Here is a 23,723-nt window from a genome sequence, read left to right on the forward strand (position 1 = left end):
TGTCTATCGCGCCGTCAGCGCGCGCGGGCGGACCTCGGCAAGCAGGGCGGCGAAACGCTCCGCCTCGCCTGTCTGGCGCAGGCCGCGCGCGGCGCGCAGGCGCAGGCCGAGCAGCCAAGGATCGTGGCCCGCGCCCAGCACCATCGCATGATCGAGCAGCAGCGCGGTGCGCCGCCAGTCCCCGCGCGCGGCCTGCTTTTCGGCAAGCGCCACAAGCGCGCTGGCATTCCCGGTCTCGCCCGCGACCTGCCGGGAAAGCAGCATTTCGGCCGCCGCCGGGTTGCCGTGGCGCGTAAAGGTCCACACCGCCTTGCGGGTGATCGGCCAGGGCCGCCGCGCCTCGGAGGCGAGCACATAGGCCGTAAGCCCCGCGCGCGGATCGCCTGCGCCCAGCATCGCATCGCCCGCCAACGCGGCGACATCGGCCGATGCCGGAAAGCGTACGCGCAGCGCCAGCGCCTCGGCGCGGCCCCCCGCAGCATTGTCGTTCCACAAGGCGCGGCGCACCGCATTGGTGGGCTGTGGCAGATTGTCGCGCAGCGCCAGCAGCACCGGGCCGCGCCGGGGCGCATAGGCGCGGGCGAGCAGCGGCGCGGCGGCAGCGCGGTTGCCGAGCCGTTCGTGCGCGCGCGCAACCAGCATCAGCAGATAGGGCGAGGCTTCGGGCAGGCTTGCCTCCGGGCCGAAGCGGCGCACCAGTTCGGCATCGCGCCCGCCTTCATAGATCGCCCGGGCGAGCAATTCGCGCACCCGCGCATTGGCGGGCTGGCGGGCGGCGAGCACTTCGAGCATTGCCGCCGCGCTGTCGGCATTGCCTTCCGCGAGGCTGATCACCGCATCGAGCAGCTGCGCGGCCGGCACGCCCCTTGCGGCCATCCCGCTCTTGCCCAGCAGGCTGCGGGCGATGGTGAACTGGTGCCCGCGCGCCGCGATCACGGCCTGGACGTAGAGCGCGCGGGGGTCCCCCGGCGCCGCTTCGGCAAGCGCGCGCGCGGCCTTGAGGCTGGCGCTCGCCTCGCCGGCATCGCCGAGGGTGGCGGCATAATCGGCCAGCGTATCGGGATTGCCGGGATCGGCGGTGCGCGCGGCTTCGAACCACACCAGCGAATCCGCCGCGCCGTGGGCGTCGCGGACCATCAGCGCCCGCAGGCGCAGCGCGGGCGCGTAATCCGGGCCGAAGGCGAGTGCGCGGTCGGCGGCCTCCAGCGCGGTCAGGTGCTCACCGCCGCGCAGGCGCAGCCGGGCGATGGCGAGCCACAGGTCGGGGCTTTCCGGCGCGAGGCCCCGCGCCTCGTCGAGCAGGTGTCCGGCATCGGCGAGCTTGCCGTCGGCCATCGCGGTGTCGGCATCGGCAAGCAGGCGGGTGAAGGCCTCACTGCCCTCCCCGATCCCGCGATGCGGCCGCTGCGGGGGTGGCTGCGAGCAGGACGCCAGCACCAGCCCCGCCGCCGCAAGCGCAGCAAAGGCGCTAGGCCTGAAGGTCATACTGCTTGAGGAGGTCATAAAGCGTCGGGCGGCTGATCCCGAGCAGCTTGGCGGTGCTCGAGATATTGCCCTCGCTGCGCGACAGCGCGTGGCGGATCACGCGGCGGTCGGTCGCCTCGCGCGCGGCCTTCAGGTTGAGCAGCTGCGCGTCCTGGTCCTCGCGGTCGGCAAGGTCGAGGTCCTCGGCGTTGACGAGCTTGCCATCGGCCATGATCACCGCGCGCTTGATGCGGTTTTCGAGCTCGCGGACATTGCCCGGCCAGTCATGCGCATCGATCGCGGCAAGGGCATCGGGGGCAAAGCCGGTCACGGCCGGGTTCATCTCGGCAGCGAAGCGCTTGAGGAAGGCCTTGGCGAGCAGCACCGGATCGCCGTAGCGTTCGGCAAGGCCCGGGATGCGGACGACGATTTCCGCGAGGCGGTAGAACAGGTCCTCGCGGAAGGCGCCGCCGGCGATCATGCCTTCAAGGTCCTGGTGGGTGGCGCACACGACCCGGGTGTTGACCGGGATCGCCCGCCTGCCGCCGACGCGCTCGATGGTGCGTTCCTGGAGGAAGCGCAGCAGCTTGACCTGGAGCGGCAGCGGGATGTCGCCCACCTCGTCGAGGAACAGGGTGCCCCCGTCGGCGCTCTCGATCTTGCCCTCGGTGGTCTTGACCGCGCCGGTGAAGGCGCCCTTTTCGTGGCCGAACAGCTCGCTTTCGAGGAGGTTCTCGGGGATCGCGGCGCAGTTGATCGCGATGAAGGGGCCACCAGCGCGGTCACTCGCCTCGTGGAGGCCCTTGGCGAGGAGTTCCTTGCCCGTCCCGCTCGCGCCCAGCAGCATGACCGAGACATTGGTGCGCGCGACGCGTTCGATGGTGCGCGCAACCTTCACCATTTCCGGCGCGCCGGTGATCATCCGGCCGAGCACGGTCTTGTCCGCGCTGGAGGAGGCCACCAGGCGCCGGTTCTCCTGCTCGATCGCGCGCAGATTGAAGGCGCGGCGCACGATCAGGCCCAGCGCGTCGATATCGATCGGCTTCTGGTAGAAGTCGTAGGCCCCCCGCGCGATCGCCGCGAGCGCGCTTTCGCGTGCGCCGTGGCCCGAGGCGACGATCACCTTGGTATCGGGCTTCAGCGCCATGATCGTATCGAGCACGGCGAAGCCCTCGGTGGTGCCATCGGGATCGGGCGGCAGGCCGAGATCGAGCGTGACCACGCCCGGCATCTCGTGGCGCAGCGCGGTGATCGCGCTGTCGCGGTCGCCGGCGATCACCACCTCGAAATCGTCATAGGCCCACTTGAGCTGGGCCTGGAGGCCCGGATCATCCTCGATCACCAGCAGCACGGGTTTCCTGTCGGGCATCACATCGCCTCCTGATTGGCTGCATCATCGCTCGCACCGGCAAGCCGCACCGCCTCGGCAAGCGGCAGGGCGACGGCAAAGCGCGTGCCGATCCCCTCGCGGCTTTCGACCGTGACCCGCCCGCCCATCGCCTTGACCAGCTCGCGCGCCTCGAATGCGCCGATCCCGAAGCCGCCGGGCTTGGACGAGACGAAGGGCTTGAACAGGCCGGTGCGCACGAATTCCGGGCTCATGCCGTGGCCGGCATCGACCACCTCGATGCTGCCCGTCACGCCCTCGGCGGTGACATCGAGGAACACGGGGCTCGCGTCGTGGCTCGCATCGACGGCGTTCTGGACGAGATGGATCAGCGCCTGTTCCAGCGCCTCGCGGTTGCCGATCACCCGCACCGGCTCATCGCGGGTGAGGTGGACCTTGCGGACCCCGCCAAAGCGCGCGGCGATCCCCCGTGCGAGCGCCACCAGTTCGATCTCTCCGCTCGCCGAGGCCTGCCCTGCCCCGTAGCGCCCGAGCCGGGCGAGCAGCGCGGAAAGCTTGTCGGCCGAATTGCGCAAGGTGACCAGCATGTCGGCGCGGAAGGCCGGGTTGTCGGCGTGCTTTTCGGCATTGGCGGCAAGCAGCGAGAGCTGGCTGACGAGGTTCTTGATGTCGTGCATGACGAAGGCCATGCGGCGGTTGAATTCGTCGAAGCGGCTGGCATCCATCAGCGCCTGCTGCCCGGCCTGTTCGGACAGGTAGCTGGCCAGCTGCTGGCCGGCGACGCGCAGCAGATCGAAGTCCTCCCAGTCGAGCTGGCGGGCGGTGCGCGGGCGGGCAAGGACGATCACGCCGACGAGGCGGTCGAAATGGATCAGCGGCACCAGCGCCCAGGCGTCTTCGGCCTCCATCAGCCAATGCGGCACATGCAGACCCTCGCCGTGGTGGTCGGTCCCGGCGCGCGCTTCATCGAGCGCGAGGACAAGGTTGTGCTGTTCGAGCAGGCCCGACAGCGCGAATTCGCCCGCCACCGCCGGCACGGCGATGGTCGGCCAGTTCCAGCGCGCGGTGAGTTCGAGCTGGGCCTGTTCGTTGGGCATGAGGAGCAGGCCCGCCGGGCTTTCGGTGATATCGGCCAGCGCCTTGACCACGCGTTCCTCGAGGCTCGCGCCGCCGGCCGTGCCGCGGCCGATGGTGCGGGTGAAGCGCAGCCATTCCTGGCGGTAATCGTAGCGGTGCTGGAACAGGTGCTTGGTCGCGGTCACCCGCAGCCACCCGCGCAGCCGCGGCGAAGGCAGCGCCAGCCCCGCGGCGAGGATCGCGGCGACCACGAACACCGCCTGGCTCGCCCGCGCGACATCGCCGCCGAGCAGCGCCAGCGACTTGGCGATCAGCACCATGCCGCCAAGGTATCCGCCGATCAGCAGCAGCGACAGGGTGCGGAAGGTGACCGTGCGCGAAGGGCTGAACTGCACGCGGGGGCCCGCCGCATTCATGCCGAGCGCGAAGATCACCGCCATTGCACCCGCAAGCAGCCCGCGCACATCGCTCAGCACCGGCGGCATCGCCCCGCCCAGATAGGCGAGGGTATGGAGGTTCAGATCGTAGGCGAAGATCCCGGTCAGCGCCATGCCGGTCCAGCGCAGCACCGGGCGCATCACCGCCGCCGCGCCCGCATAGAGGTTGTGGAGCAGCATCAGCGCGCCGATCGCCACCAGCATGTCGATCAGCACCCGCGCCTCGAAGGCGGCCTGGCCAACCTCGGCGCTGCTCCCCAGCGATGCGCCGATCCACAAGACCACCAGCTGCATCAGCTGCACCATCACCAGCGCGACGATCACCGGGCGCACCGGCTTCAGGCTGTTGCTGCGGCCATCGGCGGCAAACAGGCTGAAGATGGTCGCGATCAGGGCAAGATTGCGCATCATCGCCGCGATCACCGCAGCGCCGTGATCGGGGCCGAGCGCGGCGGCCAGCGCGCACCAGACAGCGCTCGCCGACGAGGCGGCCATCAGCCCGAAGCGGTCCGGGCGCGCGCGCTCGCCGTGGTGCCAGATCCACAGCAAGGCGCCCGCACTCAGCACCGCGCCCGCGATCCACGCAAACAGGCCGGCAAGCGGCAGCACGGCTTCGGGCCAGATCACCGCGCGCCCTCCGGCCACAGGATCACCCGCAAGGTCTGGAGCAGGATCACGAAATCGAGGAAGGGCGTGTAGTTCTTGGCGTAGTAGAGATCATATTCGAGCTTGCAGCGGCTATCCTCGACCGAGGCGCCGTAGGGATAGTTGATCTGCGCCCACCCGGTGATGCCGGGCTTCACCATGTGGCGTTCCGAATAGAAGGGGATTTCCTCCTCGAGGCTTTCGACGAATTCCGGGACTTCGGGGCGGGGGCCGACGAAGCTCATCTCGCCCTTGAGGACGCTCCAGGTCTGGGGCAGCTCGTCGATCCGCACCTTGCGGATGAAGCGCCCGAGGCGGGTGATGCGCGGGTCGTTTTCCTCGGCCCACTTGGCCCCGTCCTTCTCGGCATCGGTGCGCATCGAGCGCAGCTTGATGAGCGTGAAGGGCTCGCCGTAGAGCCCGACGCGGCGCTGGCGGAAGAAGGCCGGGCCCTTGCTGTCGAGCTTCACGAGCCCGGCAAACAGCACGATCACCGGCAGCGTCAGGGCGAGCAGGGTGCAGCTGGCGGTGATGTCGAAGATGCGCTTGACCGCGCTCGAGAACATCCGCGAACTGGAAAAGCCGTCGGAGAAGATCAGCCACGAGGGGTTGACCGTGTCGAGATCGACGCGGCCCGTCTCGCGCTCGATGAAGCTGGAAAAGTCGTTGACGTGGACGCCCTTGGTCTTGATCCGCAGCAGGTCCTTCAGCGGCAGCGCATTGCGGCGTTCCTGAAGCGCGAGCACCACTTCGGAGACGCCGAGGTTCTCGACGAACCGGCCGAGATCGTGGATCGCGCTGCGCGGGATCGCTTCCTCGACGACGCGGTTGTCATCGCTCATGGCGATATAGGCGACGATCGCAAAGCCGGTCTCGGGCTTCTCGCCCAGCTCGCGCAGGCGCTGCGCGCGGTCGCCCGCGCCCAGCACCATGACCCGGCGGCGGAAGGCGGAGGAACCGAGAAAGGAGTTGAGCAGCAGCCGGTCGGCGACCAGCACCAGAATGGCGAGACCCATGGTGTAGAGCAGCGTCGATCGCCAGAACAGCTCGCTCGGGATGATGAAATCGACCACCGCCAGCGCAATGATGCCGAGGCTGATCGCGACCAGCACCCGCGCGCCGGCAAAGCGCAGGCTGCGCAGCGCGTTGGGGCCGTAAACCCCGACCGCGATCATCGCCAGCCAGATCACCATCGCGGTGCCGGACAGCGCCATCGAGCGGCCGCCGAGCTCTCCCAGATCCATCCCGATCTGCGCCGCGCGCCACTGCCATGCGATCTCGCTCGCCAGGATCAGCAGTCCCAGATCGAGCAGGCCGAGCAGCAGCACGGCGTGGGGGATATAGTGCTTGAACAGGCGGATCATCGCGCGGGGTGCCTCTGGTGCATGCCCGGATGCTTCTAGGGGTCAGACCTTAAGTGTCGGTAAATTTTACACCCCACTGTAAAGCGCGCGCATTCCTGCGGGATGCGAGGGTTAACGCGGGCTTTGCAATCACGGCCGCGGCCGCGGCAGGGTGCTGGCGAGGCGCGCCGGTGCGGGGGTGAGGCATTCGGCCTTGCCGCAGCGCCCGCACGGGCTGCCGAGCGGCACCGCGTCGAGCCGGTCGAGCGAGACCCCGCGCGCATGGGCGAGGTCTGCGGCAAAGCGCGCCTCGATGCCCAGCACCACCGCGCGGCGGCCGGAACACATCACCCCGTCGCCATCGACGGTACGGGTGATGGTGAACCAGTGCCTGCTCGCGCTCTCGCCCTCGCCGAAGGTTGCAGCCTGGGTGAGTACCGTGCCGGGCCGCTCGAACGCGGCGTAGGGCACCCATGCCGGCCAGCGCGCCCCTTCGAGCGGGTGGACTGCGCCGCTCCCCCCGGCGGTGAAATGGGTCATGCGCCCGGCCCGGTCGATCACCGCCATGAAGAAGGGCAAACCCCGCTCACCGACGCGGCCCAGGGTGGTGAGGCGCTGGGCGACCTGATCGAAGCTGACCGCGAAGCGGCGTTGCAGCACCGCAAGATCATAGCCCGTCGCCTCGCAGGCGCGCAGGAAGCGGCGGTAGGGCAGCAGCAGCGCGCCCGCGAGGTAATCGGCGATATGTTCGCGCAAGGCATCACGCGCCTCGAGGCTGGCGAGGTTCGCGCCGGCCACCAGCGTCTCGATCCCCTCGCGCATCTCCAGCTGCCCCACCTGCCGCGCAATCTGGAAGCGCCGGGCGGCGCCGGGGAGCATTTCGGAGAGCTGGAGCTGGCGGGCATGCAGGTCGAGCCGGTGGACCTGCCCCGGCATCACCTCGGCCGGAAGGATGCGCACCTGGAGCTGGTGCCGCTCGCGCAGGCGTTCCGAAAGCGCGGCGCTGATCTCTCCGCGCGACAGGCGCAGTTCGTCGGCGAGATCCTCGGCGGCGTGATCGAGATCGGCGAAATGGTTCTGCCAGCGCTCGACCGCGCGGCGCGAGGCGGTGGCGGCGTCTTCGATGGCAATCCGCTCGCCCCCGCCCCCGCTGTCGTAGAGCCGCGCGAAAGCGGCGGCCACCTGCGGCGCGGCGGCGAGGAATTCCTGCACCTCCTCGCGGTCGATCCCCAAGTCGGCAAAGCGCTTGTCGGCCATGCGCCGCACGAGGCCGTCGAGCCCGCCGATATTGTCATCCTCGCGCAGGGATCGCGGATCGAAGTCGAAGCGTTCGATCACCTGCACCAGCACGCGCGCTGAAAGGGGGCGCTGGTTGCGCTCGATGAGGTTGAGGTAGGAGGGCGAGATGCCGATCAGGCTGGCCATCGCAGCCTGGGTGAGGCCCTCGCGCTTGCGCAGGCGGCGCAGGGCAGGTCCGGCGAGGAGAGTGTCGGTCATGCGCCTTTGTAAACTTATTTACCGATTGACACAAGATTGCGGGCAATTGTCCGCATGCTGACACGATTTTCTGTAATTTTTCCTGTCATGCTGCGCCGCAACACGGCACAGCGGGCCCATCGCAGCGGCGCGAGTCCGACCGGTCTCGCACCTCCCCGCCGACGGACAGGAGATACCCATGACCTACCAGAACACCATCAGCCAGATGCAGGCCGTCGTCGCCGCCAACGGGCCGAGCTGGGCCGCGATCGATCCCGAAAGCGCCGCGCGCATGGTCATCCAGAACCGCTTCCGCACCGGCCTCGACATCGCCAAGTACACCGCCAGGATCATGCGCGCCGACATGGCCGCCTATGACGCGGACCCGGCCAAGTACACCCAGTCGCTGGGCTGCTGGCACGGCTTTATCGCGCAGCAGAAGCTGATCGCGATCAAGAAGCACTTCGGCACCACCAAGCAGCGCTACCTCTACCTCTCGGGCTGGATGGTCGCCGCGCTGCGCAGCGAATTCGGCCCCCTGCCCGACCAGTCGATGCACGAGAAGACGAGCGTTCCTGCGCTGATCGAGGAGCTTTACACCTTCCTGAAGCAGGCCGACGCGCGCGAACTGGGCATGATGTTCCGCGCTCTCGATGCCGCCCGCAAGGCAGGGGACGCCGTCGAAGCCAAGCGCATCGAGAACGCGATCGACAATTACGAGACCCACGTGGTGCCGATCATCGCCGATATCGACGCAGGTTTCGGCAATGCGGAAGCCACCTACCTCCTCGCCAAGAAGATGATCGAGGCGGGGGCCTGCGGGCTCCAGATCGAAAACCAGGTCTCGGATGAAAAGCAGTGCGGCCACCAGGACGGCAAGGTCACCGTGCCGCACGAGGACTTCCTCCAGAAGATCCGCGCCTGCCGCCATGCCTTCCTCGAAATGGGCGTCGAAGACGGGATCATCGTCGCCCGCACCGATTCGCTCGGCGCCGGCCTCACCAAGCAGATCGCCTTTTCGAAGGAGCCGGGCGATCTGGGCGACCAGTACAACGCCTTCCTCGATGCCGATGAGGTTGACCCCGCCAACATCACCAATGGTCAGGTGTTCATCAGCCGCGACGGCAAGCTGCTCGCCCCCAAGCGCCTGCCCTCGAACCTCTACAGCTTCCGCGCCGGCACGGGCGAGGACCGCGTGGTGCTAGATTGCATCACGTCCTTGCAGAACGGCGCCGACCTGCTGTGGATCGAGACCGAAAAGCCGCACGTGGAACAGATCGCCGGCATGGTCGACCGGATCCGCGCTGTCGTGCCGGGTGCCAAGCTCGTCTACAACAACTCGCCCAGCTTCAACTGGACGCTGAACTTCCGCCAGCAGGTCTTCGATGCCTGGGAAGCGGCGGGCAAGGACGTGTCGGCCTATGACCGGGCGCGCCTGATGAGCGTCGACTATGACGGCACCGAACTGTCGGACGAGGCCGACGAGAAGATCCGCACCTTCCAGCGCGATGCGGCTGCGCGGGCGGGCATCTTCCACCACCTCATCACCCTGCCGACCTACCACACCGCAGCCCTCAGCACCGACAATCTCGCCCGCGAGTATTTCGGCGAGGCGGGCATGCTCGGCTACGTCAAGGGCGTGCAGCGCGAGGAGATCCGTCAGGGTATCGCCTGTGTGAAGCACCAGAACATGTCGGGCTCCGACATCGGTGACGACCACAAGGAGTATTTCGCCGGCGAAGCCGCATTGAAGGCGGGCGGCGTCCACAACACGATGAATCAGTTTGAGGCTGCCTGACCGCAGCCTCGTGGGAACCAGTTCGAGGCGGCCTGAGCCACCCGGGAGAGGGCCGGAGGGCTGCGATTTGCAGCCTTCCGGTTGCCCCCAAAGCCGCCTAAGGGACGCGGGTGACATCACCCAGCGGAGAGTGACATGACCGATACCGACACCCCCAAGACCGAGCCCGCCCGCGCCCGCGCGCTGCTCTCGACCGCCGACATGAAGCTGCTGCGCCGCGCGCTCGAAAGCCATGCCCGCGCCACCGAGGACCGCGAGGAGCTGTCCAAGATCAACGCCTTGCACCACCGCCTCGGCACCTACGTGCCGTCCGGCGAGTAACCCGTTTCACAGTTCTCCTGGGGAGGAGAAACGGCCGTCGGAGCGTCCCGCAAGGGCTGCGCTCCGGCGGCCGGATTGTGTGGTGGGCGAGCGCGGTCTCTAGTTCTTCGCCATGATCTTCAGCGTCGCCGCGGTCAGCGCCTCGGTCGCGGTCGCGATCACCAGCGGTGCGTCGGGCGCCCAGAACGGCGAATGCAGCGAGGGAAGCTCCACCTCGCCCTTCTGCGCCTTGTCCCACTGCGCCTGCGGCACCCCGCCGACCCAGAAGATCAGGCTTTCGACGTTCGCCTTGTCGGCACGGTAGAAACGGCCGAAGTCCTCGCCGCCCATCACCGCGGGCACCTCGAAGACCCGGCCCGCGAAGCGGGGCTTGAGGCCGGCCATGACCTTGTCGGTGAAGGCGGGGGTGTTGTAGGTCGCGGGCGTATAGGGGTCCTGCACGCTCACCCTGGGCATCCTGTCCTCGGGCATGCCGGCCGCAATCGCCTCTCCTCGCGCGATGCGGGCGATCCCGTCGAGCAGGTGCTTCCTCGTCTCGTCCGAATAGCTCCTCACCGTCAGCTGGAGCCGTGCCTCGTCGGGGATGATGTTGTGCTTGGAGCCCGCCTGGAAGCTCCCCACGGTCACCACCGCCGGATCGCCCGGGTTCTGCTCGCGACTCACCAGCGTCTGGAGGCGCATGACGATCGACGCGGCGAGCACGACCGGATCCTTGGTGGTATGCGGATAGGCCCCGTGCCCGCCGACGCCGGGCACCACCACATCGACGCTGTCGACATTGGCGAGCGCGAAGCCCTTGGTGTAGCCGATGAAGCCCGCCGGGGCCTGGGCTGCATCGTGGAAGGCAAGCACGTATTGCGGCTTGGGAAAGCGGGTGAACAGCCCGTCGTCGAGCATCGCCTTGGCGCCCTCGCCGGTCTCTTCGGCGGGCTGGAGGATCATCACCAGCGTGCCCGACCACTCGGCCTTGCGCGCCGCCATCAGCTGGGCGGTGCCGATCCATGCGGTCATGTGGGTATCGTGCCCGCAGGCGTGCATCACCCCGGTCTCGATGCCGGTCGCGGGCACGGCGCGCTTCTTGGAGGCATAGGCAAGCCCGGTCTGCTCGATCACCGGCAGGCCGTCCATATCGGCGCGCAGCATCACCACCGGGCCATCGCCGTTGCGCATCACCGCCACGACGCCGGTCTTGCCGACGCCCACGGTCACCTCCAAGCCCAATGCCCGGGCACGGGCGGCGAGCTTGCTTGCGGTCTCGACCTCCTGCATCGAAAGCTCGGGATTGGCGTGGAGGTCCTTGTAGAGGTCGACCAGCGCCGGCATCTGCGCTGCCACCGCATCGCGCAAGGCATCCGCCTGCGCGGGCACCGCCGCCAGCACCAGCATGCCCGCCCCTGCCACACCCGCCATCATCCGCATCACTCGTCCCCTTGCCATCGTTGCGTCCCTGCGTCCTTGTAGGAGACACATGAGACACTGTCCTGGGCCAAAAAAGTCAGCACCCGCGCCGCTGCTCCAAGGCCGCCCCGGCGGGGCACGAAAGCTGGGGCACAAGCGCGTTCACGGCCGCACCATGACACATGCGCCATGCTGTAGGAAAGGGCTGCGTGGCGGCGCGGGGCTTGCGCTGCCCGCCGCGCGGCACATCGGCGCGATAAGAGTGGTGCCCCTGGCCAGACTCGAACTGGCACATCTTTCGATAACCGATTTTGAGTCGGTCGCGTCTACCAATTCCACCACAGGGGCTGACCAGAGCGGATGTCCGGCGCTGTTAGCGGGGCGCCTGCGCCAAGGCAATGGGTCTAGCGCAAGGCTCCGGCGAGGAGCTTGTGGAGCTTGGAATGCAGCGCGTCGTTCGCGGCCAGCACCTGCGCCGAATGGATCGCCTCGCTGCGCCCGCGAAAATCGCTGACGAAACCGCCCGCCTCGCGCACCAGCAGGCAGCCTGCCGCCGTGTCCCAATCGGCAAGGCCGCTTTCCCAGAAGCCGTCGAAGCGGCCCTGCGCCACGTAAGCGAGATCGAGACTGGCGGCGCCGAAGCGGCGGATCCCGGCGACCTCGGGGCCGATGGCGCCGAAGATCTTGCTCCACTCGGCAAAGTCGCCGTGGCCGAAGAAGGGCACGCCGGTTGCCACCAGCGCGTCCGACAGCCGCGAGCGGGCCGAGACGCGCAGGCGCGCATCGTGGAGCCAGCTCCCTCGCGATTTCTCCGCCCAGAAGGTCTGGTCGGTGATCGGCTGGTAGACCACGCCTGCAACCACATCGCCCCAGCCCTTGCCGTCCGCGCGCGGTTCCTGCGCGGCGATACTGATCGCGAAGTGCGGGATGCCGTGGAGGAAGTTGCTGGTGCCATCGAGCGGATCGACGATCCAGCGCGGCATGCCCGGATCGCCCTCGATCACGCCGGCCTCTTCCATCACGAAGCCCCAGCCCGGACGGGCGGCGGTCAGTTCGTCATAGATCGTGCGTTCGGAGCGCATGTCGGCCTTGCTGACGAAATCGGCCGGGCCCTTGCGGGAGACCTGCAAGTGCTCGACTTCGCCGAAATCGCGCCGCAAGCGCCCGCCCGCCTTGCGCGCGGCGCGTTCCATGACGCGGATGAGGCCGGAGATCGCTGCCATGGGACTGGTTAACCCGCCTTGCCGATATAGGCCTGCTCGTAGACATCGACGATGATGCGCGTGCCGCTGCCGATGTGCGGCGGGACCATGATGCGCACGCCGTTGTCGAGGATCGCGGGCTTGTAGCTCGACGAGGCGGTCTGGCCCTTCACCACCGCGTCGGCCTCGACGATGGTGGCTTCGACCTGTGCGGGCAGTTCGACGCTGATCGGCTTTTCGTCCCACAGTTCGAGCGCAACCTGCATCCCGTCCTGCAGGAAGGGGCGCGCGTCGCCCAGCAGGTCGCCGGGGAGCGTGATCTGGTCGTAGGTGTCGTTGTCCATGAAGACGAGATCGTCGCCCTCGGCATAGAGGAACTGGAAGTCCTTGGTATCGAGCCGGACGCGCTCGACCGTGTCGGCGCTGCGGAAGCGCACGTTGGTCTTGCGGCCATCCTGGAGGTTCTTCATCTCGACCTGCATATAGGCCCCGCCCTTGCCCGGCTGGGTGTGCTGGATCTTGGCGACCTTCCAGATGCCGCCTTCATATTCGAGAATGTTGCCGGGGCGGATATCGACGCCGCTGATCTTCATGGGGCTTGGGCCTTCTTGCGAGGTGGAAAGAGCTTGGCAGGCGGGCGGCCGCGAAGGCGCCGCACCCGAAAGGATGCGCGCCCATAGCCGAGCGCGGGCGGCTCGGCAAGCGGGCCGCAGGCGGTTGCGCCGGGGGTGGCTGGAGGACGTGGTTAATGACATGGCGCGCCCGCACGAGGGATGGTACAGGCGGGCGCATGAAGACCCGTTACGTGTTCCTGCTGCTGGTCAGCGCCGCCGCCACTGCCGCTTTCCTGCCGGGCCGCGGGCACGGCATGGAGCAGGCGCAGGACAGTTCCAACCGCACCGCCTCGCGCCCGGAGGCATCGGCCGGGATGCCGGCAGGCGGGATGCTCGGCATCCTGCGGCACGGCGACTGGGATTGCGCGCTGCCCGGCGATGCGGGGGGCGATGCCTTCGTCCCCGTCCCCGCCGAAGCGTTCCGCACCGGCACCGCATCGAGCTATGAAAGCCCGGCAGGCGGCGGCATCTACCTGATGCGCGGCACCGAGGTGGTGTTCACCCGCGGCCCCAAGAAGGACGAGCGCTACAAGGTGCTGGGCGAGAACACCCTCCAGAAGCTGGCGCGCGATGGCGCGGCGACGCGGCTGATCTGCACGCGGGTCAGCAACGGCAACTGAGCGGGCACGGGCGGGCCATGACCGCGATCCCCAAGGCGCTGGCCTTCGACGTGTTCGGCACGGTGGTCGACTGGCGCACCAGCGTGGCGCGCGAATCCGCTCGCTTTCTGGCGCAGATCGGCGAGGACCCCGCCGGTGCCCCCGCCTTTGCCGATGCATGGCGCGCGCAATATATCGCGGCGATGGTGGGGATGCGCAAATCGGGCCGCGCTTTCGTGCCCTTGGACGTGCTCCACCGCGAGATGCTCGAGGCGGCCTTGAGTGCGCGGGGCGTCGATCCGGCAGGATTGGACGAGGGCATGCTCGCCGACTGGAACCGCGCCTGGCACCGGCTCGATCCTTGGTCGGATACGGTCGAGGGCCTGACGCGGCTCAAGGCCCGCTTGCCGATTGTCACCTGCTCGAACGGGAATATCGCGCTGATCATGAACATGGCGCGCCGCGCCGGGCTGCCGTGGGACGCGATCCTCGGCGCGGAGGTCAGCGGCGCCTACAAGCCCGAAGCCCGCGCCTATCTCCACCCCGCCGAGGTGCTGGGCATCGCGCCGCACGAGCTGTGCCTCGTTGCCGCGCATCACGGCGATCTGGCCGGCGCGCGGGCGGCGGGGTTGATGTGCGCCTATGTGGGGCGCCCCGACGAATATGGCGGCGCGCCTGCGCCCGACGCGCATTTCGCACAGGCATGGGAGTGGTCGGCGACGAGTTTTCTCGACTTGGCCGATCAGCTGGGCTGCTGAGGCCGGGGCATTATATTCGCATCAGCCAGAAGACATGCATGAACCACACCTCGCGCGCGAGGAAGGGGATTTGCGTGCCAAGGCTGCGGTAGCGGGTGGCGGGCGTGGGCGCGGGCCTCGCATCGAAGCCCTCGGCCGCCGCCATCGCCATCGCGCGGCGCAGGTGGAGCGGGTCGGAGACGATCAGCACGGGCTTGGTCCGCATGGGCCCCAGCACGACCGCAGCATTGGCGAGGTTCTGGCGCGTGGTGCGCGAGCGGTCCTCGATCAGGATCGCAGCCCGCGGCACTCCGCGCGCTTCCAGAAAAGCTGCCCCTGCCGCCGCTTCGGACAGCCTGTCCTCGCCAGAGCGGCCGCCGGTGACGAGAATGCGCACCGCCCTGCCCTCGCGATAAAGCGCTGCCGCATGGTCCAGCCTTGCGGCAAACACCGGAGAGGGCGTGTCGCCGATCACCGCCGCGCCGAGCACGATGGCAGTCTCGCCGCGCTCCTTGCCCGTCACCGCCGGGCCGACCACGATCCACGCGGCCACCGCGCCAAGCCACAGGACAAGCGCCCCCGCCAGCGTCGCCGGCACCGGGACGAGCCGGCGCTTCACCCCCGCATCACCTTGGCGAAGGCCTCGATCGCGGCAACCTCGTCCCCGCCCCACACGGCGTGGGAAACCGCGAGGAAATCCGCCCCCGCCTCGACCAGCGGCTTGCAGTTCTCCGGCGTGATCCCGCCAATCGCGACGCAGGGGATTTCGAACAGCTGGCTCCACCACTGGAGCAGTTCGGGGAGCGGGCGTTCGGCGTCCCCCCCCCTATCCTTAACAACGTCCTTGGTGGTCGAGGGATAGAACGCGCCGAAGGCGACATAATCCGCCCCCGCCTCGCCCGCTTCCATCGCCATGTGGCGGCTGGCGTGGCAGGTGACGCCGATCTGCGCCTCGCGGCCCAATTCCGCCCGCGCGTCCCTGGGTGAGCCGTCGTCCTGCCCGAGATGCACCCCGTCGGCCTTCAAGCGCTTGGCGAGTGCCACCGAATCGTTGACGATAAAAGCCACGTCATGCGCGGCGCAGATCGCCTGCAAGGGCGCGGCGAGGCGCGCGGCCTCGTGGCTGTCCACCCCCTTCACCCGGAACTGGAAAGCAGTGACAAGATCGCCGTGCCGCCGCGCGCCGGCTGCCAGCGCGCGCTCGAGCCGGGCGGGAAATTCGCCGCCCACGTCAAGCGGGCTGATGAGATAGAGCTGTGTCTGGGTCATGGGCGCGTGTCGCTAACGCCTCGCGGGGCGCCTGTCACCTGTTCAGGCGGCACTCAGGCGGGCTTGCGCTTAACCAGGGGCATGACACGGACCCCGCGCACCCCCCTTCGTCTTGCCATCTCCGCCCTGCTGCTCGCCGGCCTGTCCGCCTGCGCAGTGATCCCCGATCCGCCGAGCCCCGAAAGCGCCGCGCTGGCGCAGGGCACACCCGTCGCGCTCGGACAGGCGGTGACCGTCGGCCCGGTCGTCGCCACGCCGATGGCCGTGGTCGAGCACAGCCGCTGCCCGGTCAACGCGCGCTGCGTGTGGGCCGGGCGGCTGGTGGTCACGACCCGCATCGACGGCCCCGGCTGGCGCGACACCGCCGACCTCACCCTCGGCGAGCCGTGGAGCACCCACGGCGTGGGTATCGCGCTCGCCGCGGGCGAGCCCGGCCGGATGGCGGGCGAAGGGCAGGAGACGCCGAAGGGGGCCTACCGCTTCACCTATGAGGCGCGCTAGGGCCTAGACGCTCGCGCTCGCGATCTGGTCGATCGCCTTGCCGAGCACCGTGTTGAACTCCGCGTCCGACTGGCCCTTGCGCAGGTCCTGGAGCAGCCCGCGGCTGAAGCTCGCGATCATCCCGGGGTTGTGCGACAGCCGCGCGCAGGCATCGTCGGTCGAAAAGCCGCCCGACAGCGCGACCACGCGCAGCACCTTGGGGTGCGCGATCAGCGGATCGTAGAGCCCGGGCGTGGCGGGGATCGAGAGCTTGAGCATCACCTGCTGGCTTTCGGGAAGCGCGTCCAGGTGCTTGAGGATCTCGGCCATCAACAGCGCCTCGCCTTCGGCACGATCTGCGGCGCTGATGTCATATTCGGGCTCGATGATCGGCATCAGGCCGGCCGCGATGATTGTCGCGCCGACCTCGAACTGCTGGGCGACGATCGCGGCGATGCCTGCCGGGTTCGCGGCCTTGATGACCGAACGCATCTTGGTGCCGAACATGCCGGCCGCCACCGACTTGGCGAGCAGCGCATCGAGCTTTGCCATCGGCTTCATCAGCTGCACCCCGTCAGCCTCGTCGGCAAGGCCTTCGTCGACCTTGATGAAGGGGACGATCCCGCGCGCCTTCAGCGCCTCGGCGGTGGGCTTGCCGTCCACCTCGCCGTCCATGGTCTTCTCGAACAGGATCGCGCCGATCACCTTGCCGCTGGAAAAGCAGGGGCTGGTGATGACGCGGGCGCGCATCGCGTGGATCTGGGCGAACATCTCCTCGTCGCCCGACCATTCGCTGTCCTCCACCCCGTAGCCGCGCAGCGCCTTGGGCGTGGAGCCACCCGACTGGTCGAGCGCGGCGATGAACCCCTGTCCGGTGGCGATGCGCGTCGTCATTTCCTGGGTGTTCATGGCAAGCTGTCTCCAAGTCGCGAGAGGTGGTGTTTTGCGGCCCTGCGCGGTCCGTGCATAGGTATGCACAGACCCCCGCCAGCGCCATTAGCGAGGGCTTTTAGATGCTGCAACCGCGAAGAACTAGCGCTTTGACAGGCGGCGGATGATCCCGGTGAAACTCAAGGCTGGCTTGCCGTCGCCGGTGATCAGCCCGCGCACGAAAATCGTCTTGCCGCCGCCGCGGGTCACTTCCCCGCGCGCCTCGACCAGCGCGCCTTCGTTGATCGCGCCGAGGAAATCGCCCGCCAGATTCAGCGTTACGGCATGATCGCCCGCGAGCTCGTCGGTGGCAATGGCGAACAGCGCGAAATCGGCGAAGGTCATCATGCAGCCGCCATGCATGAAGCCGCCACCGTTCATGTGGCGCGCCTCGGCGCGGAAGGCGCTGACATAGGAGCCGTCCGCCTCGCGGCGGTGGTAGAAGGGGCCCGAGCGGGTCTCGTAGGGATCGCCCAACCAGTATTGCCACCCGGCGAATTCGCCCTCTTCCATGGTGGTCAACTGGCCGAAGGACTGTTCGCTGGCGTCGCTCATGAGATCACTTCCACAATTGCAGGCGGCTGATGGCACCGGCGACATCCTGATCGGGATCGAGCCGCGCGAGGCTGAGGTCGGCAAGCAGCAGCCTTCTCGACCACGCGCTCTTGCGGAACAGCGCCGAGACCAGGAACGCGCCGGTCCACGCCCGCCTGCCCAGCGCCAGGTCGAGTTCGGCGCCGGCCACAAACCATGCCGCATCGCGGTGCCGGCGCGCAATCACTTCGCGAAAGGCAAAGCGGGTGCATCCGAAGCCCCCCGCCATCGCGGCAAGGAAACTCGGCCGGTCAAGCAGTTGCGGCGGCGTGCTGCCGACCAGCATGAGGAAATCGCGGGTCGTCAGCTGCTTCATCGCCTTGGCATCGCCCGCGACCCAGGCGCGCATCGCGCCGAGCGCCAGCGCCTCGATCTCGGCTTCGCTGATTGTGGCCACGGATCAGGCTTCGAGCGCGGCGACGCCGGGCAGGATCCGGCCTTCCATCCATTCGAGGAACGCGCCGCCAGCGGTTGAAATATAGGTGAAATCTTCAGCGGCCCCGGCATGGGCGAGCGCGGCGACCGTATCGCCCCCGCCCGCGACGCTGATGAGCGAGCCTTCGAGCGTCAACGCTGCCGCGGTGCGCGCCAGTGCCACGGTCGCCGCGTCGAAGGGCTCGGTCTCGAAGGCGCCCATCGGTCCGTTCCACACCAGCGTGCGGCAGGTCTTGAGCACGTCGGCCAGAGCCTCGACTGCGGTCGGGCCGACGTCGAGGATCATCTCGTCCTCGGCGACCTCGTGGACATTGCAGACCCGCAAGGAGGCGGGGTTGGCAGCGAATTCCCTGGCGACGACCACGTCATAGGGCAGGTGCACGGTGCAGCCCGCGCGCTCGGCCTCGTCCATGATCGCGGTGACGGTGGGGGCAAGATCGTGCTCGCACAGGCTCCTGCCGACATTCACGCCGCGCGCGGCAAGGAAGGTGTTGGCCATGCCCCCGCCGATGATGAGGTGCTGGACCTTGCCGACGAGGTTTTCCAGCACCGCGAGCTTGGTCGAAACCTTGGCTCCGCCGACCACCGCCGCGACCGGCTGTTCGGGGGTGCCGAGGGCGGCGTCGAGCGCCTTCAGTTCGGCCTCCATCGAGCGGCCCGCATAGGCCGGCAGCAGATGCGCCAGCCCCTCGGTGGTCGCGTGCGCGCGGTGCGCGGCGCTGAAGGCGTCGTTGACGTAAAGCGTGCCGTGGGCAGCGATGGCTTTGGCGAGGTCGGGATCGTTCGCCTCCTCGCCCGGCCAGAAGCGGGTGTTGTCGAGCAGGCCGATATCTCCGCTGCGCAGGATGCCGATCGACTGTTCGACCACGGGCCCGGCGATCTCGGGGATGAACATGATCTCCTCGCCGATCACGCGTCCGACATCGCCGATCACCATGCTGGTGGAGAGGGTGGAGGAGCGCTGCCCCCCCGGACGGCCGAAATGCGCCAGCAGCAGCACCTTGGCCCCGCGCCCGGCGAGTTCGAGGATGGTCGGCTTGACCGCCTCGACCCGGGTCACGTCGGTCGCCGAGCCGTCCTTCATGGGGAGGTTGAGGTCGACGCGCACCAGCGCGATTTCGCCGGTGAGGTTGGCGGGCAGATCATCGAGGGTCTTGAACTTGGGAATTGGCTCACTCCGTTCCTCCCCCGCCGGGGGAGGGAAACCGCGCGCGGGACGCACGGGGTGGAGGGGCACCCTCGAATGATCCGAACAGTGGCGGGTGCCCCTCCACCATCCTGCGGATGGTCCCCCTCCCCCGAAGGGGAGGATCAGCTCACAAGAACTTCGCCACCACCCCGGCGGTGTCGATCATGCGGTTGGAGAAGCCCCACTCGTTGTCGTACCAGCTGACGACGCGGGCGAGCTTGCCTTCCATGACGCTGGTTTCCAGCGAATCGACCGTGGACGATGCCGGGTAGTGGTTGAAATCGCTCGAGACCAGCGGCTGGTCGGTAAAGTCAAGCACGCCCTTCATCGGGCCCTCGGCGGCGGCCTTGAGCGCCGCGTTGATTTCCTCGGCGGTGGTCTCGCGCGAGGGCACGAAGACGAGGTCGACCATCGAGACGTTGGGGGTCGGCACGCGCACCGACGAACCGTCGAGCTTGCCCTTCAGCTCGGGCAGCACCAGCCCGACCGCGCGCGCGGCGCCGGTGGTGGTCGGGATCATGTTCTGCGCCCCCGCCCGCGCACGACGCAGATCGCTGTGGATCTGGTCGAGCATGCGCTGGTCGTTGGTGTAGGAGTGGATCGTGGTCATGAAGCCGCGCTCGATCCCGATCGCATCGTTCAGCACCTTGGCCACCGGCGCAAGGCAATTGGTGGTGCACGACGCGTTGGAGATGATCACGTCCTCGGCGGTCAGCGTCTCGTGATTGACGCCGTAGACGATGGTCTTGGAAACGCCGGTGGCGGGCGCCGAAATCACCACGCGCTTGGCCCCTGCGGCCAGATGCGGGCGGCTGGCTTCATCGCTCTGGAAGAAGCCGGTGCATTCGAGCACGATGTCGATGCCCATCGCCGCGTGCGGCAGGTTGGCTGGATCGCGCTCCTTGGTCACCGCGATGCGCTTGCCATTGACGATGATCGCATCGCCATCGGCGGTCACTTCGCCGTGGAAGCGCCCGTGGATCGAATCGAACGCGAACAGCAGGGCATTGGCCTTGGCGTCGGCAAGGTCGTTGATCGCGACGAGATCGAGATCATGGTCGGTGCGCTCGAGAATGGCGCGGGCGACGAGACGGCCGATGCGGCCGAAGCCGTTGATGGCGACTTTGGTAGCCATGAGAGGTACTCCTGCTTATGCGTTCAACGTGTTCAGGATTTGCGGGACAATCGCCTCCGCGGTGAAGCCGAAATGGGCAAACAGATCGCCCGCCGGCGCCGAAGCCCCGAAGCTGTCGATGCCGATGTTGAGCCCCCCGGTCCCGGTATAGCGCTGCCACCCGAAGGTGCTCGCCGCTTCCACCGAGACGACCAGCGCATCGGCGGGGAGGAGATCGGCGCGGTAAGCGGCGGGCTGCTCGTCGAACAGTTCGGTGCAGACCATCGAGACGACATCCGTGCCGATCCCCTGCGCTTCGAGCTGCGCGGCGCAGGCCGCGGCAAGCTCGACCTCGGAGCCGGTTGCCAGGATCACCACCTTGCGCGGGCCCTCGGCGGCCTTGAGGCGATAGCCGCCCTTGGCCGACAGGTTCTCGCCCGCATCGGTGAGGCGCAGCTGCGGCAGGTTCTGGCGGGTCAGCGACAGCACCGTGGGCCGGTCCTTCTGCGCGAGCGCGATCTGCCAGCACTCGGCGGTCTCGACCACATCGGCCGGGCGCATGACGAGAAGGTTCGGCATCGCCCGCAGCGACGCGAGGTGTTCGACCGGCTGGTGGGTCGGGCCGTCTTCGCCAAGCCCGATCGAATCATGCGTCATCACATAGATCACGCGGGCGTGCTGGAGCGCCGACAGGCGGATCGCCCCGCGCGCGTAATCGGTGAAGACGAGGAAGGTCCCGCCATAGGGGATCACCCCGCCATGCAGCGCCATCCCGTTCATCGCCGCGGCCATCCCGAATTCGCGGATGCCGTAATAGACGTAGCGGCCCGCGTAATCGGCCTTGGAGAAGGTCCCGATCCCGCCTGCGAGCGTGTTGTTCGAGCCGGTGAGGTCGGCGCTGCCGCCGATCGTGTCGGGCAGGCGCGGATTGATCTGGGCGAGCGCCATCTCGCTGGCCTTGCGGGTGGCGACCTTCTGCGGGTTTGCGATCAGCGAGGCGATATATTCGCCTGACCCATCGCCATGCGGCAGATCGCCCGCCATGCGGCGCTCGAACTCGGCCTTGTGGGGGCTTGCTTCGAGCCGGCCTGCCCAGGCGCCATGGGCGCTGCGCCCCGGCTCGCCCGCGCTGCGCCAATCGGCAAGGATTTCGGTGGGCACCACGAAAGGTTCGTGCGGCCAGCCCAGCGCCGCGCGCGCAGCGGCAACCTCGCCCGCGCCCAGCGCCGCGCCGTGGACCCCGCTGGTGCCCTGCTTGTTGGGAGCACCCTTGCCGATCAGCGTGCGGCACGCGATCAGCGAAGGGCGCGGGTCGGCCTTCGCCTCGGCAAGCGCGCGGTCGATATCGGCGAAATCGTGCCCGTCGCAGGTCGTCACGTGCCAACCGGTCGCGATGTAACGCGCCTTGATGTCTTCGGAGGTGGACAGATCCGTCGCCCCGTCGATGGTGATGCGGTTGTCGTCCCACAGCACATTGAGGCGGCCAAGCCCCAGATGCCCGGCGAGCCCGATCGCCTCGTGATTGATGCCTTCCATCAGGCAACCGTCCCCAGCGATCACCCAGGTGCGGTGGTCGACGAGAGCCTCGCCGAACACGGCGTTGAGATGCCGCTCGGCCATCGCCATGCCCACCGCCATCGCCAGGCCCTGCCCCAGCGGGCCCGTGGTGCACTCCACCCCGTCGAGCAGGAAATTCTCGGGGTGGCCCGCGCAAGGGGAGCTGAGCTTGCGGAAGTTGCGGATGTCGCCAATCGTCGGCGCGGCATAGCCGGTGAGGTAGAGGAGGCTGTAGATCAGCATCGAGCCGTGACCGGCCGAGAGCACGAAGCGGTCACGGTCGGCCCACCCGGGCGCGGCGGGATCGAACTTCAGGTGCCGGGTGAACAGCACGCTCGCCACGTCGGCCATGCCCATCGGCATTCCCGGGTGGCCCGAATTGGCCGCCTCGACCGCGTCCATCGACAGGGCGCGGATGGCGTTGGCCATCGGCTGAAGGCGGGCGGCATCGAGGCTCATCGGCACGCTGTTCTCCTGCACGGACCGGTTTGACTGCAATCGCGCGATTCGACCCCGGTCCCGGTCGCGCTGTGCCATTGCCGAGGGGACGGGGGAGGTCAACCTTTGCCGCCGCCGATCCCCGTCTCGCGCCCCCGAGGCACTTATCAACAGCCCGCCCCAAGGCTTTGCGCCGCCTTGATTGTGTTGGTATCGTCTCTCCTCATGACCGCCGACCGCATCGCATCCGCGCTGACCCGCATCCAGGCCGCGATGGCGCGCATCGCTGCCGCGCGTGACGCTCTTGCAGCAGACGATGCCAGAGCCGGGAGCAGTTCGGCGCGGGTCGTCGAGCTGGTCAATGTCCATGAGAAGCTGCGCGAACAAGTCGCTGAGAGCCTTCGGGAACTTGACGATCTGCTGGCGGCGCTGGAGGAATAGGCGCAAGGCATGAGCACCGTCACCCTCAGCATCGGCCCCAAGAGTTACGCGGTCGCCTGTGCGGACGGGCAGGAGGCGCATATCCGCGCGCTGGGGGCGATGATCGCGGATAAATATGCGCAGCTCGGCAGCGCGCGCGCGCCGCTCGAGGCGCAGAATCTGGTCTTCGCCGCGCTGTTCCTCGCCGACGAGCTGGCCGAGGCAAGGATGCGGATCGCCGAAATCCCCGAGCCGGCCCCCGCGCCCGAACCCGATACCGCCGAACTCGATGCCGCGCGCGAGGTGATCGCGCGGCTCGAGGCCGAGCTGGCCGAAGCGCGCGAGATCGCCGCGCATCCGGCCCCCGCGCCCGAGGCCCCCGCCCCGTCACCGGTTCCGCAATTCGACCTGTTCGGGAGCGCACCTGCGGCCGCCGCCGTTGATGCGGACCTCGCCGCGCGGCTCGAAGCGCTGGCTGCTGCTGCCGAAGCCAGCGCCGCCGCGCTTGAAGCGGCGGCTGCCAGCGCCTAGATAGCCTGGCGGCGGGACTGCCCGGCACGAGCCGATTGAATATCCCTGAGGCTATAAGCAATCCAATGGGAGTTGTCCCTGCCCGGGTCCACTGGTTCGTCCGGGGGTCTCGGGCATACGGCGCCCACCTGACGTTAAAGGCGTCAGAGGATTTCTAGCGCAAACGACCCATGGTGGTTCCGTCACTTTCTTGTTTTCCGCATCGCCTCCGCGATGCGGTTCGTCCGGGGGCCCGGCCCTGCGGGCCACCCCTGTGGGCGCGCGTTCGCGCTTGCGGCCTGCGGCCGATAATCCTCCCCTTCAGGGG

At 68.4% G+C, this 23,723-nt stretch carries 23 protein-coding genes, 1 tRNA gene and 1 other RNA gene; 8 read left to right on the forward strand and 17 right to left on the reverse strand.

All coding sequences use genetic code 11. The features are described from left to right. Window positions 1-3: 3 nt before the first annotated feature. The 5 genes from D620_RS15630 to D620_RS0101785 all read right to left on the reverse strand — a co-directional run bounded on the left by D620_RS15630 (window position 4) and on the right by D620_RS0101785 (window position 7,811). Window positions 4-1,485 carry a tetratricopeptide repeat protein gene (locus tag D620_RS15630; protein ID WP_017664065.1) on the reverse strand — a complete coding sequence of 494 codons (1,482 nt, stop codon included), beginning with the start codon at window positions 1,483-1,485 and terminating at the stop codon, window positions 4-6. Beyond that, window positions 1,469-2,833: a PEP-CTERM-box response regulator transcription factor gene (prsR, locus tag D620_RS0101770; RefSeq protein ID WP_017664066.1), complete on the reverse strand. Its 1,365-nt coding sequence runs from the start codon at window positions 2,831-2,833 to the stop codon at window positions 1,469-1,471. The genes D620_RS15630 and prsR overlap by 17 nt, the downstream gene beginning before the upstream one ends. After that, a complete protein-coding gene (prsK, locus tag D620_RS0101775; RefSeq protein ID WP_017664067.1) occupies window positions 2,833-4,971 on the reverse strand; it encodes an XrtA/PEP-CTERM system histidine kinase PrsK in 2,139 nt (712 codons plus the stop codon). Before prsK ends, prsR begins: the two co-directional genes overlap by 1 nt. Further along, a complete protein-coding gene (locus D620_RS0101780) occupies window positions 4,950-6,335 on the reverse strand; it encodes a TIGR03013 family XrtA/PEP-CTERM system glycosyltransferase (RefSeq protein WP_017664068.1) in 1,386 nt (461 codons plus the stop codon). Before D620_RS0101780 ends, prsK begins: the two co-directional genes overlap by 22 nt. 129 nt (window positions 6,336-6,464) lie before the next feature. Next, window positions 6,465-7,811 (reverse strand): helix-turn-helix domain-containing protein, encoded by a 1,347-nt coding sequence (locus D620_RS0101785; protein WP_017664069.1) that lies wholly within the window; start codon window positions 7,809-7,811, stop codon window positions 6,465-6,467. 178 nt (window positions 7,812-7,989) lie between these two features. On the opposite strand from D620_RS0101785, the gene D620_RS0101790 reads away from it, so the two are divergent. Next, on the forward strand, window positions 7,990-9,588 hold the full coding sequence (locus tag D620_RS0101790) for an isocitrate lyase (RefSeq protein WP_017664070.1): 1,599 nt from the start codon (window positions 7,990-7,992) through the stop codon (window positions 9,586-9,588). Window positions 9,589-9,723: 135 nt separating this feature from the next. Continuing rightward, a complete protein-coding gene (locus tag D620_RS0101795) occupies window positions 9,724-9,909 on the forward strand; it encodes a hypothetical protein (RefSeq protein WP_017664071.1) in 186 nt (61 codons plus the stop codon). 99 nt (window positions 9,910-10,008) lie between these two features. Here the strand turns inward: D620_RS0101795 and D620_RS0101800 are convergent, their stop codons facing one another. The 4 genes from D620_RS0101800 to efp form a co-directional block, all read right to left on the reverse strand. Further along, window positions 10,009-11,328, reverse strand: a complete 1,320-nt coding sequence (locus D620_RS0101800) for an amidohydrolase (RefSeq protein ID WP_017664072.1) — start codon at window positions 11,326-11,328, stop codon at window positions 10,009-10,011. A gap of 242 nt (window positions 11,329-11,570) precedes the next feature. Continuing rightward, window positions 11,571-11,655 (reverse strand) — tRNA-Leu (locus D620_RS0101805). 56 nt (window positions 11,656-11,711) lie between these two features. Then, window positions 11,712-12,530: an inositol monophosphatase family protein gene (locus tag D620_RS0101810; RefSeq protein ID WP_017664073.1), complete on the reverse strand. Its 819-nt coding sequence runs from the start codon at window positions 12,528-12,530 to the stop codon at window positions 11,712-11,714. Between the two features lie 8 nt (window positions 12,531-12,538). Then, window positions 12,539-13,102 (reverse strand): elongation factor P, encoded by a 564-nt coding sequence (gene efp / locus D620_RS0101815; protein WP_017664074.1) that lies wholly within the window; start codon window positions 13,100-13,102, stop codon window positions 12,539-12,541. A 197-nt stretch (window positions 13,103-13,299) separates the two neighbouring features. On the opposite strand from efp, the gene D620_RS0101820 reads away from it, so the two are divergent. Together D620_RS0101820 and D620_RS0101825 are read left to right on the forward strand one after the other, a co-directional pair. Next, the gene (locus D620_RS0101820; RefSeq protein WP_017664075.1) at window positions 13,300-13,743 is read left to right on the forward strand and encodes a hypothetical protein; all 444 of its coding nucleotides are present in this window, start codon (window positions 13,300-13,302) and stop codon (window positions 13,741-13,743) included. Window positions 13,744-13,760: 17 nt separating this feature from the next. Then, window positions 13,761-14,480: a haloacid dehalogenase type II gene (locus D620_RS0101825; protein WP_017664076.1), complete on the forward strand. Its 720-nt coding sequence runs from the start codon at window positions 13,761-13,763 to the stop codon at window positions 14,478-14,480. A 10-nt stretch (window positions 14,481-14,490) separates the two neighbouring features. Here the strand turns inward: D620_RS0101825 and D620_RS0101830 are convergent, their stop codons facing one another. Beyond that, a complete protein-coding gene (locus D620_RS0101830; RefSeq protein WP_017664077.1) occupies window positions 14,491-15,078 on the reverse strand; it encodes a YdcF family protein in 588 nt (195 codons plus the stop codon). Then, entirely contained in the window at window positions 15,075-15,728 is a 654-nt protein-coding gene (thiE, locus tag D620_RS0101835) for a thiamine phosphate synthase (protein ID WP_017664078.1), read from the reverse strand. Before thiE ends, D620_RS0101830 begins: the two co-directional genes overlap by 4 nt. Window positions 15,729-15,809: 81 nt before the next feature. Here thiE and D620_RS14450 point away from each other — a divergent pair, with 81 nt between their 5' ends. After that, entirely contained in the window at window positions 15,810-16,229 is a 420-nt protein-coding gene (locus D620_RS14450) for a hypothetical protein (RefSeq protein WP_017664079.1), read from the forward strand. A 3-nt stretch (window positions 16,230-16,232) separates the two neighbouring features. On the opposite strand, the gene D620_RS0101845 is transcribed toward D620_RS14450, so the two are convergent. From D620_RS0101845 to tkt, 6 genes are all read right to left on the reverse strand, one after another. Then, window positions 16,233-17,117, reverse strand: coding sequence for a fructose bisphosphate aldolase (locus D620_RS0101845; RefSeq protein WP_017664080.1), 885 nt, complete (start codon window positions 17,115-17,117; stop codon window positions 16,233-16,235). 123 nt (window positions 17,118-17,240) lie between these two features. After that, window positions 17,241-17,693 (reverse strand): PaaI family thioesterase, encoded by a 453-nt coding sequence (locus D620_RS0101850; RefSeq protein WP_017664081.1) that lies wholly within the window; start codon window positions 17,691-17,693, stop codon window positions 17,241-17,243. A gap of 4 nt (window positions 17,694-17,697) precedes the next feature. After that, window positions 17,698-18,129 carry a nuclear transport factor 2 family protein gene (locus D620_RS0101855; RefSeq protein ID WP_017664082.1) on the reverse strand — a complete coding sequence of 144 codons (432 nt, stop codon included), beginning with the start codon at window positions 18,127-18,129 and terminating at the stop codon, window positions 17,698-17,700. 3 nt (window positions 18,130-18,132) lie between these two features. Further along, entirely contained in the window at window positions 18,133-19,335 is a 1,203-nt protein-coding gene (locus D620_RS0101860; protein ID WP_026091876.1) for a phosphoglycerate kinase, read from the reverse strand. 148 nt (window positions 19,336-19,483) lie between these two features. Continuing rightward, the gene (gene gap / locus D620_RS0101865; RefSeq protein ID WP_017664084.1) at window positions 19,484-20,491 is read right to left on the reverse strand and encodes a type I glyceraldehyde-3-phosphate dehydrogenase; all 1,008 of its coding nucleotides are present in this window, start codon (window positions 20,489-20,491) and stop codon (window positions 19,484-19,486) included. 15 nt (window positions 20,492-20,506) lie between these two features. Further along, a complete protein-coding gene (tkt, locus tag D620_RS0101870; protein ID WP_026091877.1) occupies window positions 20,507-22,486 on the reverse strand; it encodes a transketolase in 1,980 nt (659 codons plus the stop codon). Between the two features lie 204 nt (window positions 22,487-22,690). Here tkt and D620_RS0101875 point away from each other — a divergent pair, with 204 nt between their 5' ends. From D620_RS0101875 to ssrS, 3 genes are all read left to right on the forward strand, one after another. Beyond that, window positions 22,691-22,906: a hypothetical protein gene (locus D620_RS0101875; RefSeq protein WP_017664086.1), complete on the forward strand. Its 216-nt coding sequence runs from the start codon at window positions 22,691-22,693 to the stop codon at window positions 22,904-22,906. A 9-nt stretch (window positions 22,907-22,915) separates the two neighbouring features. Further along, window positions 22,916-23,416 (forward strand): cell division protein ZapA, encoded by a 501-nt coding sequence (locus D620_RS15635; RefSeq protein ID WP_017664087.1) that lies wholly within the window; start codon window positions 22,916-22,918, stop codon window positions 23,414-23,416. 11 nt (window positions 23,417-23,427) lie between these two features. Continuing rightward, window positions 23,428-23,600, forward strand: a non-coding RNA gene (gene ssrS, locus D620_RS15895) — 6S RNA. Window positions 23,601-23,723: the final 123 nt, after the last annotated feature.

Source organism: Porphyrobacter sp. AAP82, from assembly GCF_000331285.1.
Taxonomy (GTDB): Bacteria; Pseudomonadota; Alphaproteobacteria; order Sphingomonadales; family Sphingomonadaceae; genus Erythrobacter.

What these genes read in the sequence shown, in the direction of transcription:
- D620_RS15630 (WP_017664065.1), bottom strand. Translation starts at nt 1,485, where the DNA reads ATGACCTTCAGGCCTAGCGCCTTTGCTGCGCTTGCGGCGGCGGGGCTG.
- prsR (WP_017664066.1), bottom strand. Translation starts at nt 2,833, where the DNA reads ATGCCCGACAGGAAACCCGTGCTGCTGGTGATCGAGGATGATCCGGGC.
- D620_RS0101780 (WP_017664068.1), bottom strand. Translation starts at nt 6,335, where the DNA reads ATGATCCGCCTGTTCAAGCACTATATCCCCCACGCCGTGCTGCTGCTC.
- D620_RS0101785 (WP_017664069.1), bottom strand. Translation starts at nt 7,811, where the DNA reads ATGACCGACACTCTCCTCGCCGGACCTGCCCTGCGCCGCCTGCGCAAG.
- D620_RS0101790 (WP_017664070.1), top strand. Translation starts at nt 7,990, where the DNA reads ATGACCTACCAGAACACCATCAGCCAGATGCAGGCCGTCGTCGCCGCC.
- D620_RS0101795 (WP_017664071.1), top strand. Translation starts at nt 9,724, where the DNA reads ATGACCGATACCGACACCCCCAAGACCGAGCCCGCCCGCGCCCGCGCG.
- D620_RS0101800 (WP_017664072.1), bottom strand. Translation starts at nt 11,328, where the DNA reads ATGCGGATGATGGCGGGTGTGGCAGGGGCGGGCATGCTGGTGCTGGCG.
- D620_RS0101810 (WP_017664073.1), bottom strand. Translation starts at nt 12,530, where the DNA reads ATGGCAGCGATCTCCGGCCTCATCCGCGTCATGGAACGCGCCGCGCGC.
- efp (WP_017664074.1), bottom strand. Translation starts at nt 13,102, where the DNA reads ATGAAGATCAGCGGCGTCGATATCCGCCCCGGCAACATTCTCGAATAT.
- D620_RS0101820 (WP_017664075.1), top strand. Translation starts at nt 13,300, where the DNA reads ATGAAGACCCGTTACGTGTTCCTGCTGCTGGTCAGCGCCGCCGCCACT.
- D620_RS0101825 (WP_017664076.1), top strand. Translation starts at nt 13,761, where the DNA reads ATGACCGCGATCCCCAAGGCGCTGGCCTTCGACGTGTTCGGCACGGTG.
- thiE (WP_017664078.1), bottom strand. Translation starts at nt 15,728, where the DNA reads ATGACCCAGACACAGCTCTATCTCATCAGCCCGCTTGACGTGGGCGGC.
- D620_RS14450 (WP_017664079.1), top strand. Translation starts at nt 15,810, where the DNA reads ATGACACGGACCCCGCGCACCCCCCTTCGTCTTGCCATCTCCGCCCTG.
- D620_RS0101845 (WP_017664080.1), bottom strand. Translation starts at nt 17,117, where the DNA reads ATGAACACCCAGGAAATGACGACGCGCATCGCCACCGGACAGGGGTTC.
- D620_RS0101850 (WP_017664081.1), bottom strand. Translation starts at nt 17,693, where the DNA reads ATGAGCGACGCCAGCGAACAGTCCTTCGGCCAGTTGACCACCATGGAA.
- gap (WP_017664084.1), bottom strand. Translation starts at nt 20,491, where the DNA reads ATGGCTACCAAAGTCGCCATCAACGGCTTCGGCCGCATCGGCCGTCTC.
- tkt (WP_026091877.1), bottom strand. Translation starts at nt 22,486, where the DNA reads ATGAGCCTCGATGCCGCCCGCCTTCAGCCGATGGCCAACGCCATCCGC.
- D620_RS0101875 (WP_017664086.1), top strand. Translation starts at nt 22,691, where the DNA reads ATGACCGCCGACCGCATCGCATCCGCGCTGACCCGCATCCAGGCCGCG.
- D620_RS15635 (WP_017664087.1), top strand. Translation starts at nt 22,916, where the DNA reads ATGAGCACCGTCACCCTCAGCATCGGCCCCAAGAGTTACGCGGTCGCC.